The sequence below is a fragment of the Algibacter sp. TI.3.09 genome, from assembly GCF_038154905.1.
In the GTDB taxonomy this organism is placed as follows: domain Bacteria; phylum Bacteroidota; class Bacteroidia; order Flavobacteriales; family Flavobacteriaceae; genus Algibacter.
The window spans coordinates 330489-347883 of the sequence record NZ_JBAKAN010000001.1 but is presented as its reverse complement, the minus strand read 5'-3'; the positions used below and the strand labels follow the sequence as shown (position 1 = coordinate 347883).

12 protein-coding genes are annotated in these 17395 nt (G+C 33.3%); 5 read left to right on the top strand and 7 right to left on the bottom strand.

From position 1 onward, the window contains the following. Positions 1–29: 29 nt before the first annotated feature. Together V6246_RS01175 and V6246_RS01170 are read right to left on the bottom strand one after the other, a co-directional pair. A complete protein-coding gene (locus tag V6246_RS01175; protein WP_341558610.1) occupies positions 30–830 on the bottom strand; it encodes a prolipoprotein diacylglyceryl transferase in 801 nt (266 codons plus the stop codon). A 37-nt stretch (positions 831–867) separates the two neighbouring features. Beyond that, entirely contained in the window at positions 868–2619 is a 1752-nt protein-coding gene (locus V6246_RS01170) for a carboxypeptidase-like regulatory domain-containing protein (protein WP_341558609.1), read from the bottom strand. A gap of 284 nt (positions 2620–2903) precedes the next feature. Here V6246_RS01170 and V6246_RS01165 point away from each other — a divergent pair, with 284 nt between their 5' ends. Further along, the gene (locus V6246_RS01165; RefSeq protein WP_341558608.1) at positions 2904–3422 is read left to right on the top strand and encodes a DUF7935 family protein; all 519 of its coding nucleotides are present in this window, start codon (positions 2904–2906) and stop codon (positions 3420–3422) included. Here the strand turns inward: V6246_RS01165 and V6246_RS01160 are convergent. Then, the gene (locus tag V6246_RS01160; RefSeq protein WP_074939406.1) at positions 3414–4334 is read right to left on the bottom strand and encodes a patatin-like phospholipase family protein; all 921 of its coding nucleotides are present in this window, start codon (positions 4332–4334) and stop codon (positions 3414–3416) included. The two genes, V6246_RS01165 and V6246_RS01160, sit on opposite strands and share 9 nt — an antisense overlap. Before the next feature lie 214 nt (positions 4335–4548). Further along, positions 4549–6546, bottom strand: a complete 1998-nt coding sequence (locus V6246_RS01155; RefSeq protein WP_341558607.1) for a M1 family metallopeptidase — start codon at positions 6544–6546, stop codon at positions 4549–4551. A gap of 107 nt (positions 6547–6653) precedes the next feature. Here V6246_RS01155 and recG point away from each other — a divergent pair, with 107 nt between their 5' ends. Together recG and V6246_RS01145 are read left to right on the top strand one after the other, a co-directional pair. Then, positions 6654–8759, top strand: coding sequence for an ATP-dependent DNA helicase RecG (recG, locus tag V6246_RS01150; RefSeq protein ID WP_341558606.1), 2106 nt, complete (start codon positions 6654–6656; stop codon positions 8757–8759). A gap of 50 nt (positions 8760–8809) precedes the next feature. Beyond that, the gene (locus V6246_RS01145; RefSeq protein ID WP_341558605.1) at positions 8810–9391 is read left to right on the top strand and encodes a tRNA-(ms[2]io[6]A)-hydroxylase; all 582 of its coding nucleotides are present in this window, start codon (positions 8810–8812) and stop codon (positions 9389–9391) included. A 41-nt stretch (positions 9392–9432) separates the two neighbouring features. Here the strand turns inward: V6246_RS01145 and V6246_RS01140 are convergent, their stop codons facing one another. Then, entirely contained in the window at positions 9433–9879 is a 447-nt protein-coding gene (locus V6246_RS01140; protein WP_159019924.1) for a hypothetical protein, read from the bottom strand. A 489-nt stretch (positions 9880–10368) separates the two neighbouring features. Here V6246_RS01140 and V6246_RS01135 point away from each other — a divergent pair, with 489 nt between their 5' ends. Both V6246_RS01135 and V6246_RS01130 read left to right on the top strand, forming a co-directional pair. Further along, the gene (locus V6246_RS01135; protein ID WP_341558604.1) at positions 10369–12240 is read left to right on the top strand and encodes a PAS domain-containing protein; all 1872 of its coding nucleotides are present in this window, start codon (positions 10369–10371) and stop codon (positions 12238–12240) included. Beyond that, positions 12227–12619, top strand: coding sequence for a response regulator (locus V6246_RS01130; protein ID WP_159019922.1), 393 nt, complete (start codon positions 12227–12229; stop codon positions 12617–12619). Before V6246_RS01135 ends, V6246_RS01130 begins: the two co-directional genes overlap by 14 nt. Here the strand turns inward: V6246_RS01130 and V6246_RS01125 are convergent. Together V6246_RS01125 and V6246_RS01120 are read right to left on the bottom strand one after the other, a co-directional pair. Beyond that, entirely contained in the window at positions 12603–13379 is a 777-nt protein-coding gene (locus V6246_RS01125; RefSeq protein ID WP_341558603.1) for a 4'-phosphopantetheinyl transferase family protein, read from the bottom strand. The genes V6246_RS01130 and V6246_RS01125 overlap by 17 nt on opposite strands. Then, the gene (locus V6246_RS01120) at positions 13372–17346 is read right to left on the bottom strand and encodes a non-ribosomal peptide synthetase (protein WP_341558602.1); all 3975 of its coding nucleotides are present in this window, start codon (positions 17344–17346) and stop codon (positions 13372–13374) included. Before V6246_RS01120 ends, V6246_RS01125 begins: the two co-directional genes overlap by 8 nt. Positions 17347–17395 lie beyond the last annotated feature (49 nt).

The window sequence follows — 17395 nt, the reverse complement described above, 5'->3', positions numbered from 1 at the left end:
TTATTTTTAAAAATCGATTTTTCATAATGTTATATATTAATTGTTTTTAAATCTGTTCGTTTATAATATTTATAGTAGAAATAAGCTGAAATTGAAATAAGACATAAGCCGATAAATTGCGAATGCGAAAGCACATTTTCTATAATAAACCCTCTATCGTCTCCTCTAAAAAACTCTAGAATACCACGACCTAAAGCATAAAGCATTAAATAGATTAAGAAAATTTGCCCATTAAATTGTTTGTGTTTTTTAACCATTAATAATGTTAGCATAATGCAAACCAATAATAATACTTCGTACAATTGTGTTGGATGTACAGACGCACCATGTGTTGTAGGGAATATTAAACCAGAGCTACTAGTTGTTGGAGCTCCATAACAACATCCTGCACTAAAACAGCCTAATCGGCCTATAGAATGTACAATGGTTGTTGTAATTGCAAAAATATCTAGCATTGGCAAAACCGGTATCTTATGCTTTTTTAAATACCAAATGATATATGGAATAATGACTACAAATGAACCATAGAATACAAAACCTCCCGAAAAATTATCAGACATTAAACTGGGGTTTTGTATATAAAGCAACGGATCTTGCAAATAGAAAAACAACTTTCCGCCAACAAACCCCGCTATAAAAATGAGATAAAAAAATGTGTTAGAAATATTAGTGATACCTAGTTCTCTTTTCGCGCTCCATTTAGTGTAAATAGCTGCAGCCAAAGTTCCTAATGCTATTAAAAAAGCATAAGAGTAGACCGTAACATGTTTTACACCCAATAGGTTTGATAAAAATCCTGATAACTCAAAAGTGAATAGTTCTGGAAACATATTTTAAAATATTTCTTTGTTTTTTAATTGAAGCTTATTAAGTATCTCTTCTTACATGTAATGTTCCAGAAATACTATGAGTTATTCCACTACTATCAACATAATCTCCCGAGAACGCTACATCTATAAAACCTCCAATAGTACTGAAGTTATTAACTACAATCTGAAAATTTTGGGTTGCTGAAATGTTGGTGTTTAAATCAATTTCAGTAATTACAACAAGTGCATTAAAATCAGCCAAAGTATAAATTCCTGGTGTTATCGTTTGAATGCTAAAATAATACTCTTGTAAAGGGTCTTGTGGTGTTCCATAAAGATCAAAACCTCCCGAATAAATATTTTTATTTCCTTGAACCATTGCTATGGTAACAGCAGGATTATTATCCAATTGATAAGTCATATACTCATCTATACCATTACAAGAAATAAGTGTTCCTAGATTAGTTGTAGGCGGGGTTAAAAGAATAGGCATAGACCCGGTAGATTGATCCGAACCATAATCTACTCCTTCGATGATAGCATTAGTATTTGAATTACAAATTAGCGTGCTAATTTCAAAAACACCATTGGTTACAACAAAGACAACACGTTTACCATCATAAAGATATTCTACATAACCATTTGTTACAGGGTTATTGTTACAATCTAAAAAGTTTCCTGTAACAACTTGTAATGCTGAACTATTTGGAATGGTAAGCACTTGTGTTATCGTAGTCGAACTTGTTCCGTTTAACGGACCAATAGTATCTGTTAGAAGTGTGTTTCCGCAAGAATCGTAAGCTGTTAGTGTTAAGACCTCATTAGATGGCACCACTCCACAAATTTGTCCATATTGATTTGAGGTGCCCACTCCTGGAAAAGGATTCCCCGGAAAAGTTAAATCTACATTTACATTCGCTAAAGGGTTTCCGTTAACATCTTCTACAATTAAACAAAGTAGTTCTGTTTGAAAACTAATATCGCAATTCCACCAAGAAAAATGAGCAACAGTACCCACATATTCGTTACCTGTTTTAGTTGCAAAACCTTCTTCTACCCAATAACCAGCATCTTCATCAAAACTCCATAACGGAATTGTTGTTGGCGCACCGCTTTGTAATTCAGTAGAAATTGGCATTCTAATTTCTGCAGAACTTCCTGCTGCTATTTGAAGTGAATTTCCAGAAGCATCGGTTAAACTCACATGAAGCATACCATAGGTTTGTAACATTTCAAAATCATCTCCAGTTGTTTTTCCTAAAAGCATTCCGGGCATTTCGTTTGCTATATTTGGGCTCGCAGGATCCATGTGATTCATTGAGTAATATACAGCACCAGTATATGCGTTTCCGTTTGCATCTTCAAAACTCCCATCAAAAGTTACTTTTGTTCCATTTGATAATTGAATTTCATTGTTTGATGGTAGCGCTTGCACTTGCTCTGCCAACAATACTATTTCTATACTATTAACATCTTCTGTAGGTACAACCGTTTTTAAACCTTTTAAATAACCAGCTTTATTAACTTCTATATAAGCAAAACGTTCTTGCACGGAAACATCTGTAATTACAAAAACACCATTAGCATCTGTTTGTACTGTTTCTGTGCCAATAACAACTTCGGCATTACTAATAGTAGCATCGGTTTCATCTTTTATAATACCTATAAAATCTCTTTGCACTTGAGATCCGAAATCGAATTCTTCGTTTCCTTGAGATCCAGAATCGCCTCCTATAGAATCATCTTCATGACAACTATGTATTAAAATTGCTAGAAAAAGGAATAACGTGGTCTTTAAAATTGTTTTCATAACTAATGTTGTTTTGTAGCTTTAACCATAAGTAGACAAGCTTTCTATAGTTACATCAATCAAGTTGTAAAAATGTTACCCTTCTTTCTAAGAAAATATGAATAAAGAGTTTTAGGTTGAAATAACTAATAGCTATTGCAAAATAACATCTATATGCAGAGTTTTACAGACGCATTTACGGAGATGAAGTTTTGGTTCGATGAAAGAGCTATTTCATTCAACCATTAGAAAATTTATGTTTTTATAAAAAAACACCTTATGTTTGTAAGTGTATTATTAAACCTATGGAAGAACAAGTTTTAACCCTTATCATGTATACAATCCCATCTATAATTACGGGATTAATCGCTTTTTACTTTTTTAGAGAACACACCAAAAATGAAGATGGTCGCAGGCGCTTTTTATTAAAAAAAGATATGCAAGTAACTGCACTCCCCTTGCGTTTGCAAGCTTACGAACGTATGGCTATTTTTTTAGAACGCATTACACCATCAAAATTGCTTATACGTATAGCGCCAACATCGTCTAATAAAGAAAACTACGAGTCTTTGTTAATACAAAGTATAGAGCAAGAATTTGAGCATAACTTATCGCAACAAATCTACATAACCGATAAATGTTGGAACATTATTACAGCATCTAAAAACGCAACCATTCAACTTATTAGAAAAGCGAGTTTACTAGAAAAAACAGATACTGCAAACAAATTACGCGAAGTTGTTTTAACTGAAATGATGGAGCGCTTAGCACCAACCGATGCTGCGTTATCTTATATTAAAGAAGAAGTTTCCGATTTATGGTAAAATATCTTGACGCAACTCATTAGAGCGTGCCTCCAAGCTTTTACTTTTAGCATAATCAAAGCCTTGTTTCCACCAAACCGTCATATGCTTTTTATTAAAAATTAAAGAATTCTCGGTAAGTTTAGACGGTGTATAGTATAAATTAAGTTGCACATTTCTATATTTTGCAGCCAACTTACCAATAGTAATATCACTACGCTCTACTTGATCTAATAAATGCCCAAATAAATTAAGCATTAACGAAAAGGGGTTTTTACCAAGTACTTTGTTGTACTCCATATTTTCCGATTCTAAAATTACGGCATCAATTTCGGTAGCACCACGCAAAATAGCCTCTCTTATTGGCACAACACAGCCAAAAGCACCATCGGCATACTCAAAACCATCAACTTTAGCCAAAGACATAAACGGAATATAATTACAAGAAATCCATATCCATTCGCAAAACTCGTCGTAACTAAAATCTTTTATAGACTTATACTCAACTCTATTTTTTGATAAATTAGAAACCGTAACCACAACATCTTCTTTGGTTGCTCTAATTAAATCGAATTCTTCCTTGGTAAAATGCCTTTTTAAATAGCGTTTAAGCGCTTTACTCTCACCAAAGGTCCTCTTACTCTTTATAAACTGTAGTAACGTGTTAAAGTAATTAATAGTAACATAATCCCGACCTTCCTTTTTACGCATTACAAAAGGGTTAATACTAAAAATATTACTCTGTTTCACGTTAGTAAAAACATCATAAATTTTATCAATTTTACCTGCGGCCAAATGCGGCACAAGCAAACTGCCAGTAGATGTTCCTAAAAACAAATCGTATTCACGACCTTCTTCTTGCATTAAATATTGAGCTACGCCACCTGCATACGCACCTTTACTTCCTCCACCCGATATTACTAATGCTTTCATTTAAAATATTTAGTGGGTAAATATAAACAAGAATTTACAGATAGCTTATTATTCGTTTAAAACTTATTTTACAACCAATAAAGAAAGGCCAAAACGATTTAAAAGAAATCTTACAAAAAGTGCTTATTACCTCTGTTGGTTACTTATATTTCCGAAGTTTTACTTAATTATTTAACCTTTAGAAAGCCATCACATCTAGAACGCAGAAAGTAAATTACTCTGCTTTAAGCAACGTTTTAGCAAACTTAGAAAATCGCCAATTATGATGCGAAGATGCTTGCTCTAAGTTTTTATGACAAAGCGTATTACAAGCTTGTATTTGATGTAAATATTGAAAAGCATTTTGGCGCGTTTCAAAACCATAATTAGAACCTGTATAATTTGTTAACTCATCAAAATATTTCGATTTATTTTCAGACTCATAATCTTCAGTCACCAAAGCTAACGTTAACCAAAGCTGCCTTACATTTTTATCATTAAACCCCTGAACATCTTTTGTTTTATCCAAATAGAGGCTTCGCTTACGCGGAAAATTTACCCATAAATTAAATAAGGCTGTCTCTATGGTTGAGTAAGAATCATCACTTAAAAGCGTTTCATATTCGGCTTGTAATGTTGTTGGAATTTTAGTTAAAGTCTGAGCTACTAACTGACGTATTTTGATGTCTTTAGAATTCAAAACCCCTCGAAATAAATTAATTTTACCAATCAATGAATCTTTCAAAAGTCTTTTAAAATAATCCATACGCGCAAAATCGCTCGTACTTCCATAAAGCAAATCCCATTTAGCAAAATGACTTTCATCTATTGGTTTCTCTTCAATTAAAAGTGTTTTGTTTTTTCGCCTTAAATTATTCAATATAGTTTCGGACTGCTTTATTAATTCAACCTTAAAAAACTCTGTATTAATTAAATAATTTTCAACAAACAGACTTAAATCATTACCACTGGCCCGTTCTACTTCATCTATAAAATTTTTAGTTTCAACATTTTTAAATTGATATTTCAGTAAATAGTTTTTCACAGCAAGCTTAAAAGCATTATCACCAACTTGCTGCCTTAGCATACGCAGTACCCAAGCGCCTTTTTTATAAAACGTAACACTACTCGATTTTGGGTTTAAAAGCGAAGTACTTTCACCAGCCTGATCTTGAGCCAGTAACTCCTGAGCATACTCGTTTAAACGTCCAAAATAATAGTCGTCACCAAACACATGACGTTCCGATAAAAGCGCATAATACGTTGCAAAACCTTCCTGCAACCAATGATGAGTGCCTGAAGTTTCGGTTACCAAATCGCCAAACCATTGGTGTGCCAACTCGTGCGCATTAACGTTTACATAGTTTTTATCTACAAAACCAATAGAGTCTACCACAAAAGCATCGGAAAACAAGGTTACACTCGTGTTTTCCATGCCAGCGTAAAGAAAATCTTTTACAGGAATTTGCTTGTAATTTTGCCAAGGATATGCCACTCCAATTTCATCTTCTAAAAAATCGAACATTTGTCTGGTATAGCGGTATGTAGGCTCAAATTTCAAGGAATCTTCTGGATAATAATACATTTCTAACTGCTTATTACTTTTAGAAACTTCTTGATTTTTACTGTATTTACCTATTGCAATGGCTAATAAATAACTCGACATTGGTTTCTGCATATCGTAATGCCAAGTAGCCAAACTGTCCGAAACCTCTTTATTTACAAGGTTTCCATTTGCTATAACCTGATAATCTTTACGAAATGAAATGCTTAAATCGAACACCACCTTCTCGTTCATATCATCAAAACTAGGCAGCCAATTGCTTGTATATTTTCCCTGACCCTGTGTCCAAACCTGCTTATTACCATCAGGGTATTCCCAATCTATAAAATACATGGCTTTTTTAGGCTGGGTTTCAAATGAAATAACAACGGTATGATTTGAACCAGCTTTAAAATCACCCCTCAAAATCAAATGATTACCATCGTAATCACTTCCCGAAAACCGATTATCCAAAACATAAGATATAGTCTTGAAGCTTTTAGCATCGATATATACTGAATCGGTATTTTTTAAAATTTCAAATTGATAAGTGATCTCGCCCTCAACTTCTTTTTTGGTTAAATCGCCAAAAGCAATATGAGCTTGAGCTACAGTGAAATTAACGTATTCGGTTTGTTGCCCAAACGCATAATTAAAAACAGTAAAAATTAACACAAAATACAATCTCATAAATAAAACCCTTCAAAAACAGCACCAATATAGTTGTTTTGATGTTTAAAAGTTAAAAACTAGCACCAAAATTATTGTAGTTTAATTATTATTTCTAGTTTAGTTATGTGAAAAGTAATTACCTGCAAACACCCATAGATTATTTAAAAGGCGTAGGCCCGAATCGCGCAGATTTACTGCGGAAAGAACTCGGTATTCACACCTATCAAGATTTAATAAATCTATTTCCAAATCGCTACATAGACCGCACGCAATACTATAAAATAAAGGGTTTACAACCCAATACAGCCGAAATTCAAGTCATTGGAAAAATAACCAAATTTACCGAAGTAGCACAAAAACGAGGCAAACGCCTAGTAGCTACTTTTGTTGACGACACAGGCGCGATGGAATTAGTTTGGTTTCGTGGTCAAAAATGGATTCGTGAAAACCTAAAATTGAATACAGAATACGTTGCTTTTGGAAAAACCAATGCCTTTGGCGGGAAATATAGCATGCCGCATCCAGATTTAGAGCCACTAGAAGAACACGAAAAAAACATGCGTTCGGCCATGCAACCCGTTTATCCTTCCACAGAAAAACTTTCAAATAAAGGGGTTTCAAATCGAATGATTAGCAAAATAATGCAGCAAATTTTCATTGATACAAACGGAAGATTTGTTGAAACTTTATCTCAAAACTTACTTTCAGAATTAAAATTAACAAGCAAAAGTGAAGCGCTTTTTAACATCCATTTCCCAAAGAGTCAAGAGCTACTTTCTAAGGCTCAATTTCGATTAAAATTCGAAGAATTATTTTATATTCAATTGCAATTAATTATTAAAAATTTAATTCATAAATCTAAAATAAAAGGCTTTCCGTTTGATAAAGTCGGTACATATTTTAACACCTTTTTTAAAAACCATTTACCGTTCGATTTAACAGGTGCACAGAAACGCGTTTTAAAAGAAATTAGAGCAGATTTAGGCAGTAATGCGCAAATGAATCGCCTTTTACAGGGTGATGTAGGCTCAGGAAAAACCATAGTAGCCTTCATGTCAACATTAATGGCGCTTGACAACGGTTTCCAAGCTTGCTTAATGGCTCCGACTGAAATTTTGTCAGTCCAGCACTATAATGGATTACTAGAACTATCTAAAGAATTAAATATCAGCATAGAAATACTCACAGGCTCAACTAAAACTTCAAAACGAAAAATTATTCATGAAAAACTAGAAAGTGGCGAATTACAGCTTTTAATTGGCACACATGCCTTACTTGAAGATAAAGTGAAATTTAAAAATTTAGGCCTCGCTATTATAGATGAACAGCATCGATTTGGGGTTGCTCAGCGAAGTAAATTGTGGCACAAAAATACATCACCTCCACATGTTTTAGTGATGACGGCCACTCCTATTCCGCGAACCTTAGCCATGTCTGTTTATGGTGATTTAGACATCTCTGTAATCGACGAATTACCCCCCGGTAGAAAGTCGATAAAAACGGTACATCGTTATGATAAAAACAGGCTAAATGTTTTCCGTTTTATTCGTGATGAAATTAAATTAGGCCGACAAGTTTATGTAGTCTACCCTTTGATTAAAGAAAACGAAAAAATGGATTATAAAGATTTGATGGACGGCCACGAAAGCCTCTCTAGAGATTTCCCTATGCCAGAATATCAAATCTCCATTGTTCACGGAAAAATGAAGCCCGCCGATAAAGAATACGAAATGCAACGCTTTATAAAAGGCGAAACTCAAATTATGGTTGCAACCACTGTAATTGAAGTTGGTGTAAACGTGCCAAACGCTTCAGTAATGATTATTGAAAGCGCTGAACGTTTTGGTTTATCGCAATTACACCAATTGCGCGGACGCGTTGGTCGTGGTGCAGAACAAAGTTATTGTATTTTAATGACGGGTTACAAACTAAGCCAAGACAGCAAAAAGCGTTTAGAAACCATGGTTAAAACCAATGATGGCTTTGAGATCGCAGAGGTAGATTTAAGACTTCGCGGCCCTGGTGATATAATGGGCACACAACAAAGTGGTGTTTTAAACCTTAAAATCGCCGATATCATTAAGGATAACGATATTTTGCAACATGCTAGATATCATGCTAAAAACATACTCAACAAAGATAAAAGCTTATCGGCTCCAGAAAACCTACCTATTTTAAATACTTATAAATCGCTAAGTAAGTATAAAAACATTTGGAATTATATTAGTTAGGTTTTACTAAAATTCCGCAAAACACTTACTTTTACAAAAAACAAAATATCATGCTTGGTTTAAAATTAGCAACAGACCCTCGATGGGTAAACATTGTAGAATCTAATATTGAAGAAATATTAACCGACCATGCTTGGTGCGAACAAAAGGCCGCCACCAATGCTATTACTATAGTTACGCTAAATCCTGAATATGACGATTTAGTAACCGATTTGCTTGAATTAGCAAAAGAAGAACTAGAACACTTCCAAATGGTGCATGAGATTATAAAAAACCGCGGTTTTAAGCTCGGACGTGAACGAAAAGATAGTTACGTTAACGAACTATACAAATTTATGAATAAGGGCGGAAATCGCCTGCAATCGATGGTAGATCGTTTATTATTCTCTGCCATGATAGAAGCTAGAAGTTGTGAGCGCTTTAAATTACTTTCAGAAAAAATTAAAGATCCAGAATTATCTAAATTCTACCATGACCTTATGGTTAGTGAAGCCGGGCATTACACTCTATTTATTGGCTTTGCTAGAAAGTATGGAAAACCTATAAATGTGGATAAACGCTGGCAAGAATTAATAGATTTTGAAGCAGAAGTTATTCAAAACTACGGAAAACAAGAAACCATACACGGTTAGGTGTATGGTTTGCTATTATATTTTATAATGTAATTTCTAGGTTAATGAAACTCACTATACTCGTGTAACGATTTAAAAGTTTCTTCGTAAAACAATATGGCCGAAATTAAATTATCTGTATCAGAATAAGGTAAGATACGACCTTGAAACTCCCTCATTTGTTCCAAGTACTTATCGGTTGCTTCAAATTGATCATCTAAAGCATCACTATTATCACTATCATTAGGTATACCTAAACTCGTCATGGTAATACCTGGCTTAGTAGCAAAAGCAATATAAGGCAAAAGCTTTACTAAGCTCTCAATACGCTCTACATACAAAACCAACAATTGGCCTTTTTGCATACGCTCTAAATCTGCCTTGTTATGGTATTTTTTAATAGCTACCTTTTCACTAATAATACTTCTAGCCGGCTTATTCTTTTGGGCAAAACTAACACTCGTTACCATAAAAAGGCTAAAACAAAATAATATAACTTTAAATTTCATATTGAATTTTTTGGGGATCAACATTGCAAATTTAAGCTATTAAACGTAAAAAACAAGCGTTTTATCGATTATATGTTCATTTTTATATCTATTAGAACACATTAAAAACCTTAACATCCTTGTTTTCTAGCTCTTTAATAGAAAAACAACACAACATTTTCTTTCTACTAAATTAGTATAATTCTTTCATTTAAAATACTTAACAATAAAAAAAATTAGCTTTTCCTCCTTTTTAGAGCCAAAAACCGAGGGATTAAACACCAACTAATCAAGCAAATTAATCTAAAAAACACGAGCTCAATATAATTAAGATTCCTGTTAAACAAGAAAAACCTTGACTTAATCCTTTTCTTACAGTAATTTTTTATTTCTACATATAAACCGTTTATTCTAGTTAATTAGCTACATTTGTTATAAAACATCAATTAAAGCCTGCTCTTTTATTGATTTACATTTTGTGTTTTTAAGTAAAACTTTTTCCCTACAAAAATGAATTATTTACAAAAGGAGCTTTACAGTTCTTTAAAAACAAATCCTAAAATTTTTGAGTTTATTGAAAAAAACTCATTAGATGGTATTTGGTACTCAGATCTTGAAAACCCTGAAAATGAATGGATGGACGATCGTTTCTGGGAAATTTTAGGGTACAACCCTCAAAACATGCCTTACAAATCTTCTACTTGGCGAGAAATTATAAACCAGGACGATTTAAAAGCAGCCCTAATCAACTTCAATCAACATGTTGCAGACCCTAGCATCCCATACGATCAAGTACTAAGGTATACCCATAAAAAAGGTAGAACAGTATGGATTAGATCTAAAGGTATGGCTATTAGAAATGAGGAAGGCAAAGCTATTAGAATGGTGGGCTCTCATCTAGAAATTACCGAACTTAAAGAAAATGAAGAGTTTTTGCATCGCTGTAACCAAGAAGCCAATATTGGTTTTTGGGACATGTCTGTAGAAAACAAAACTATAAAATGGAGTAATACAACCAAAGCCATACATGGTGTAGACTTAGATTACAAACCTTGTCTTGAAACTAGTATCGACTTCTATAAAGAAGGCTCGAGCAGAACTAAAATTACGGAACTTGTATTTAGAGCTCTCAATTTTGGAGAACCTTTTAACGATGAATTACAAATTGTTACTCTAAAAGGCGAATACAAATGGGTTAAAGTTATTGGGTTTCCAGAAAAAATAAAAGACAATTACAATAGAGTTTATGGCACTATACAAGACATAAACGATCTTAAAAAGTACCAGATAAAATTAGAACAAAGCGAGCAAGCCTTTAGAGGTAACTTTGAAAATGCAGCTATTGGAATGGCTTTGTTTGACAACGATAAAAAATGGTTAAAAATAAACCAAACCTTTTGCGACATACTGGGTTACACGCACGATGAGCTTTCTTTATTAAGCTTTGAAGATATAACGCACCCAAAAGATTTAAATACAGACGCCGCCGAAATAGAAGAAATTATTGATGGCGCAAGAGACCATTACAAAGTAGATAAACGCTATTTTCATAAAAACGGACACCTTATCAATATCCATTTTGCAGTATCTGTTGTAAGAGGCACAGATAATGAGGTGCTTTATTTTATTTCTCAAATTATAGACATTACCCTTCTAAAAGAACAAGAAAAGGCTTTAAAACGTATTATTTCTATTACACAAGATCAAAATGATCGTCTTAAAAATTTCGCCCACATTGTATCGCATAACTTACGATCACATTCTGGAGGAATTTCGGCATTATTGCAAATTTTAAGAGATGATGAACCGGAACTTTTCGAAAATGAAATGATTCAGTTATTAGAAACCTCATCTTCTAATTTACAAGAAACTATTAACCACTTATCAGAGGTTGTTAAAATTAATTTATCATCAAACGATAATTTATCATTAATACCTTTAAGTAATATTATTAACAAGCAAATTGCATCTCTCACCCCTATTGCAGAAAAAAACAACATAAAAATCACAAACAATACTGAAGAAAACATTAAAGTACTTGGTATTTCTGCTTATGTTGAAAGCATAATTTTAAACTTCATAACGAATGCTATAAAATATAGTTCTAGTGAGCGAGACAGCTTTTTAAATATAAATTCGGAGAAAAAAGGTCCATACATCATTATATCTTTTACAGATAATGGTATTGGAATAGATCTTGATTTAAATAAAAACAAATTGTTTGGAATGTATAAAACATTTCATGACAATGAAGATGCCCGAGGTATTGGTTTATTTATTACAAAAAACCAAATAGAAACTTTAGGCGGAAAAATAGAAGTAACTAGCGAACTAAATAAAGGAACCACTTTTAAAGTATTTTTTAAACATGAAAAAAATTAATTTAGCCTGTATTATTGAAGACGACCCAACACACGTTTACATTACCAAAAGATTTTTAAACCTAACCGGACTTGTGGATTCGATTTTAATATGCTCTAATGGAAAAGACGCTTTTACTAAGCTAAAAGCCATAATTTCTAGCGGAGAAAAGCTACCAGAACTAATATTATTAGATTTAAACATGCCTGTTTGGGATGGTTGGCAATTTCTAGACGCCTTTAAAGAAATACCTGTAGAAGACAAAATAGACATTTTTATACTTACAAGTTCTAACAATGAAGCGGATATAGAACGTGCAAAAAACTATAATATTGACAGCAACTATATTGTTAAGCCCATAACATTAGAGAAATTACAAGATGTTATATTTGGTGCTTAAAATCTTTTAATAAAGTATCTAAAGGGTAGAGTTTTATGTTATCAACATCTACTCTACCCTTTTTAAATGCAAGAGCGCCTATGTAATCTTGATCAACATTAAAACTAACTACTTGCATATGTTGTTTTGATTGAAAAGCACTAACCTCAATATACTCTGCTCCATCCAAAACATTTATTTCTACAAGATTATCATCAATTCCCTTCCCTGTTGCTTTGACAATAGCTTCCTTTCTAGTCCACAACTTATAAAATGTTTTATTTTTATTTTCAGCAGTTAAAACCGCATTAATTTCAGGTGCACTAAAAACTGTTGGTAAAATTTCGATAAAATTAAAGTCTTTAGAAAGATACTCAACATCCACACCCAATTCCTGCACACCTAAAGCTATTAACGCATAGTTTTCTGCATGAGACACGTTGAAGTGTAATTCGGGGCAAAAAGCTAAAAACGGCTTTTTATTAGCGTGTTTACTTAATTCTATTCTCGAAACATCTACGCCTATTTCTTTTGCTAAAATTAGTTTTAACAAACCCCTGCACACTATAAACCTATTAGAATCCTTTTGATGATAATATCTTTGAGCGCGTTCTATTTCCGAAGTATTTAAAAGCATTTTTAATTCCGGAAGCAGATTTACATAATCGGATATTTTAAACTTGAAAAGCTTCACACCTTTCTCATCTAACTTTACATCATAAACCTCAGTAAAACTTAATTTTATAGATTCACAACATGTTTTAATTTGAGAATCAATCATGGTCTCTATCTAAAATAGCTTGTAAAATTTGTCCTAACACTTTATCATTCGGACTTTGAAACATATTTTTATGATTCCCAGGAATAACATGCCTAATTACGCCGCCTTTTGCCACTTCTCTCCAACCTAGATAGTTGGTATCGTGAGCATAAAATATATTATTATCCTCAACTTTAAGTAAATCTATTTCCAAATCCTCAGGTATAATTTGGTAATTATTAACAGCCAACCTATGCATATCATCCAACTCTAAAGGCCAAGGATATTCTAATTTATGTTGTGCTTCTCGCCCAAGTTTAATTCTTAAGTAAGACGATTTAATTTTTATTTTTATAATATCTAACCATCGGCTAAAATTCTCCTTATTTAAAAGCATCATTTTAGCAACAAAAGCAACTTGCCCTAAACTATAAGATAAATGCGCTCTAGTTTTCTTAAAAGAAACTTCATAATTATAAGTTGGATACACATAACTATCTAACATAATTAGTGACGACACTTTTCGGTTTTGAGCTTTTAATATTTTAACCATCTCAAAAGCAATAATTCCGCCTAGCGAATATCCTGCAATAGCATAAGGTCCGGCTGGGTTAGATTCAACAATCTCCGCAACATAGTGCGCCGCCATTTTTTCTATAGAATCGTGTGGTGCATCAATGCCGTTAAGGCCTTTTGCTTGTAACCCATAAACAGGTTGCTCTTTATGTAACGTTCTCGATAAGGTTTCAAATATTAAAACATTATGATCGGCACCATGTATCACGTAAAGTGGCGCTTTAGTTCCAGAAGTTTTTATTGGTGTAAGGGAACTCCAACTAGAAATATCTTTATCCGAATCTATAAATTTAGCCAACTTCTCAATGGTTGGATGTTCTAATAAAGAAGAAAGCGGATAGTTTTCCCCCGTTTCCTTTTCTATACGCACCATAACTTTTAAAGCTATTAAAGAATGGCCACCAAGTTCGAAGAAATTAGCAAATATATCAATACTATTAAGCCCTAGAGACTCTTGCCATATTGCGGCTACTCTTTGTTCTGTTTTATTTCTAGGTGCTGTAAAATGAGTTGTTTCTTTTTTTTCCGAAGCATTTTCTAATAAAGACTTTCTGTCTATTTTACCATTTAGTGTTTTTGGAAATTCAGTTACTAAATTAAAGTCCTGAAGCACCATGTAATCTGGAAGCTTTATAGAAAGATTCTTTTTCCATTTCGCCATGTTATCTTCGGAAAAATCACGAGCCTCATTAGTAATAATAAAAGCCATTAAACGACTTGAATTAACAACCACAACAGACGACAGTATTTCAGTTTCCTCATCTAAAGCTTCTTCTATTTCACCTAACTCAATACGATGTCCACGAATTTTAACCTGATGATCTATTCGACCTAAACACAAAATATCTCCCGATGGTAGCAATTTCCCCAAATCTCCAGTTCTGTAAAGTTTGGTTTGTTGTTCTGTATCAAAATCGTTGCTTGTAAATTTTTCTGCCGTAAGCTCAGGTCGCCTCCAATACCCTTTAGCTACACCGTCTCCGGCAATACAAATTTCGCCAGTTTTTCCTGCTTCCACCAATAATCCTTGTGAGTTCAACAAATAAATTTGAGTATTCGCGATTGGAGTTCCTATTGTTATTTGCTCATCATCCTTATCAATTTGCTTTACGGTAGACCAAATTGTAGTTTCAGTAGGTCCATAAACATTCCATAACTCATCTACCCTACTTAATATTTTTTTTGCTAGAGGCAACGGTAACATTTCACCACCGCAAAGCGCTTTTATTGCTAATGGGTTTTCCCATCCTGCATCTAATAGCATTTGCCAAGTAGTTGGCGTTGCTTGAAGCATCGTGATGCGTTCTTGCTTTAATAACTTCAACATTAAACGACTATCTCTAGCCGTATCATCGTTTGCAATTACCAATGTAGCACCTACTAATAATGGGAGAAAAAGCTCAAGACCAGCAATATCAAATGAAATTGTTGTAATCGATAATAATCTATCTTGGTTTTTAATGCCTGGCTTAAGCATCATGCTAAACAAAAAATTAACTAAATTTTTATGTGTTACAGATACACCTTTTGGCTTACCTGTAGAACCTGAAGTATATAATATATATGCAACCTCATCGTTATCAATATTTAAAGAAAGTGACGTTGAAGGGTGTTTTGATAAATTTGAAAATACATCTTCATACAATAATACTGATGCATTTGTTTTTAAACTTAATGAAAATGTTTTAGATGAAATAAGAAAATTTGCTCCCGAATCATCTAACATAAATTCCAATCTATTTATTGGATAATTTGGATCTAAGGGTAAATAGGTTGCTCCGCATTGCATTAAGGCAATTAATGAAACAACAAGCTCTATTGAACGCGGTAAAGCAACCCCAACAATATCTCCAGGTTTTACACCTTGCTCTACACAGTAATGAGAAAGCTGATTAACTTGAGCTTCTAGTTCTTGATATGAAATTTCCGTCTCTTCAAACTTTAAGGCTTGCTTTTTAGTAAAAATTTTGGAAACCTCTTTAATAAGATCATGTAAAGGCATCTGTGGATAAACAGCTTGTGTTCTATTTAATTCTTCATATTGAGAAGCATCAACCTTTACAATTTCTCCGATGGTAATACTTGGTTGCGCTACAATCGATTCTAATATAGACTTAAAAGAAGCCATCATACGTTCTATAGTAGATGGTTTAAAAAGCGCTGAATTGTAAGACCACTCTAAAATAAAATCTTCTTCTGTACCCGTAGCATTTAAAAATATCTCAAACGTTTCCGACGTTCTCGGGTTGCTAATTACCTTATATTCCAATCCTTCAAAATTAACTTGAGACGTCATGCCCATATCAATATTAAAAACAACAGGAACTAATGGTACTCGCGATGGATCTCTCTGTAATGGAAGTTTTTGTAGTAACTCCCCAAAACTTAACTGTTGATGATCGTAAGCATCGAAAACAGAATTTTTTCTATATTTTAAATATTCCCCAAATGAAAAAGAAGTATTAAGCTTACTCCGAAGTGGTAATAAATTTACACAATGCCCAATTAATTGCGTTTTACCGGTTACCGATTGTCCAGCTGCAGGTAAACCAAGCACAATATCATCTTGACCTGTTTCTTTACAGAGAAAAACCTCAAAAGCAGCCATTAACGTTGTTACAAAACTACAACCAGATTGTATTCCTATTTTCTTTAATTTAGATAATAAGTCTTTCTCTATCGAAAAATCTGAACGATTACTCTTGAAAGTTCTAAGTTTTGGCCTAGCAAAATCTGTAGGTAATGTGAGTTCTGGTATTATTGATTGGTATTGCTCTAACCAGTAATTTTCTGTTTTAATATTGTCTTCGCTTCCCGTAAACTGAATTAAATTATCTACATAAGCACTATAGTCGTCTACATCAGGAAGGTTATAGGCTTTATTTGTAGCGTAGGCAGAATAAAGTTCACCTAACTCTTCTAACATAATACCGAAAGACCAACCATCGCAAATAATATGGTGAGCCGTAATTAACAGGTCATGCTCCTGATTGCTTTTTCTTATTAAAGAAAATTTAATTAGTGGTCCCTTTGTTAAATCAAAAATAAAATTAGCATCTTCTGATACATAATTTTCTATAGCCTGCTTTTTTTCTTCTGAAGTAAATTGTGATAAATCGTGTTGTTTAATTTCAAAAGAAACAAACTTCATGACGCTCATAAAACGTCCATCACGACTAAAAACAGAGCGCAGCGCTTCATGCCTTTGCACTAATGTTTGCAAAGCATTTTGTAAAGCAGAATGATTCAAATCCCCTTCTAAAACAAGAGATATTGATTCGTTATAAGCTCTATTTGCATCAACTCCACCTAAATTACAACTAATCCAGATTTCTGCTTGAGACTGCGTTATAGCAATCACCTTTTCTAGTTCCGGGCCAGAAAAAGGATTGAAATTATTAATTTTGTTCAACGTAATAGGGTTTTACATTAATTTTGATTCAAAACTTATAAAGTAGTCG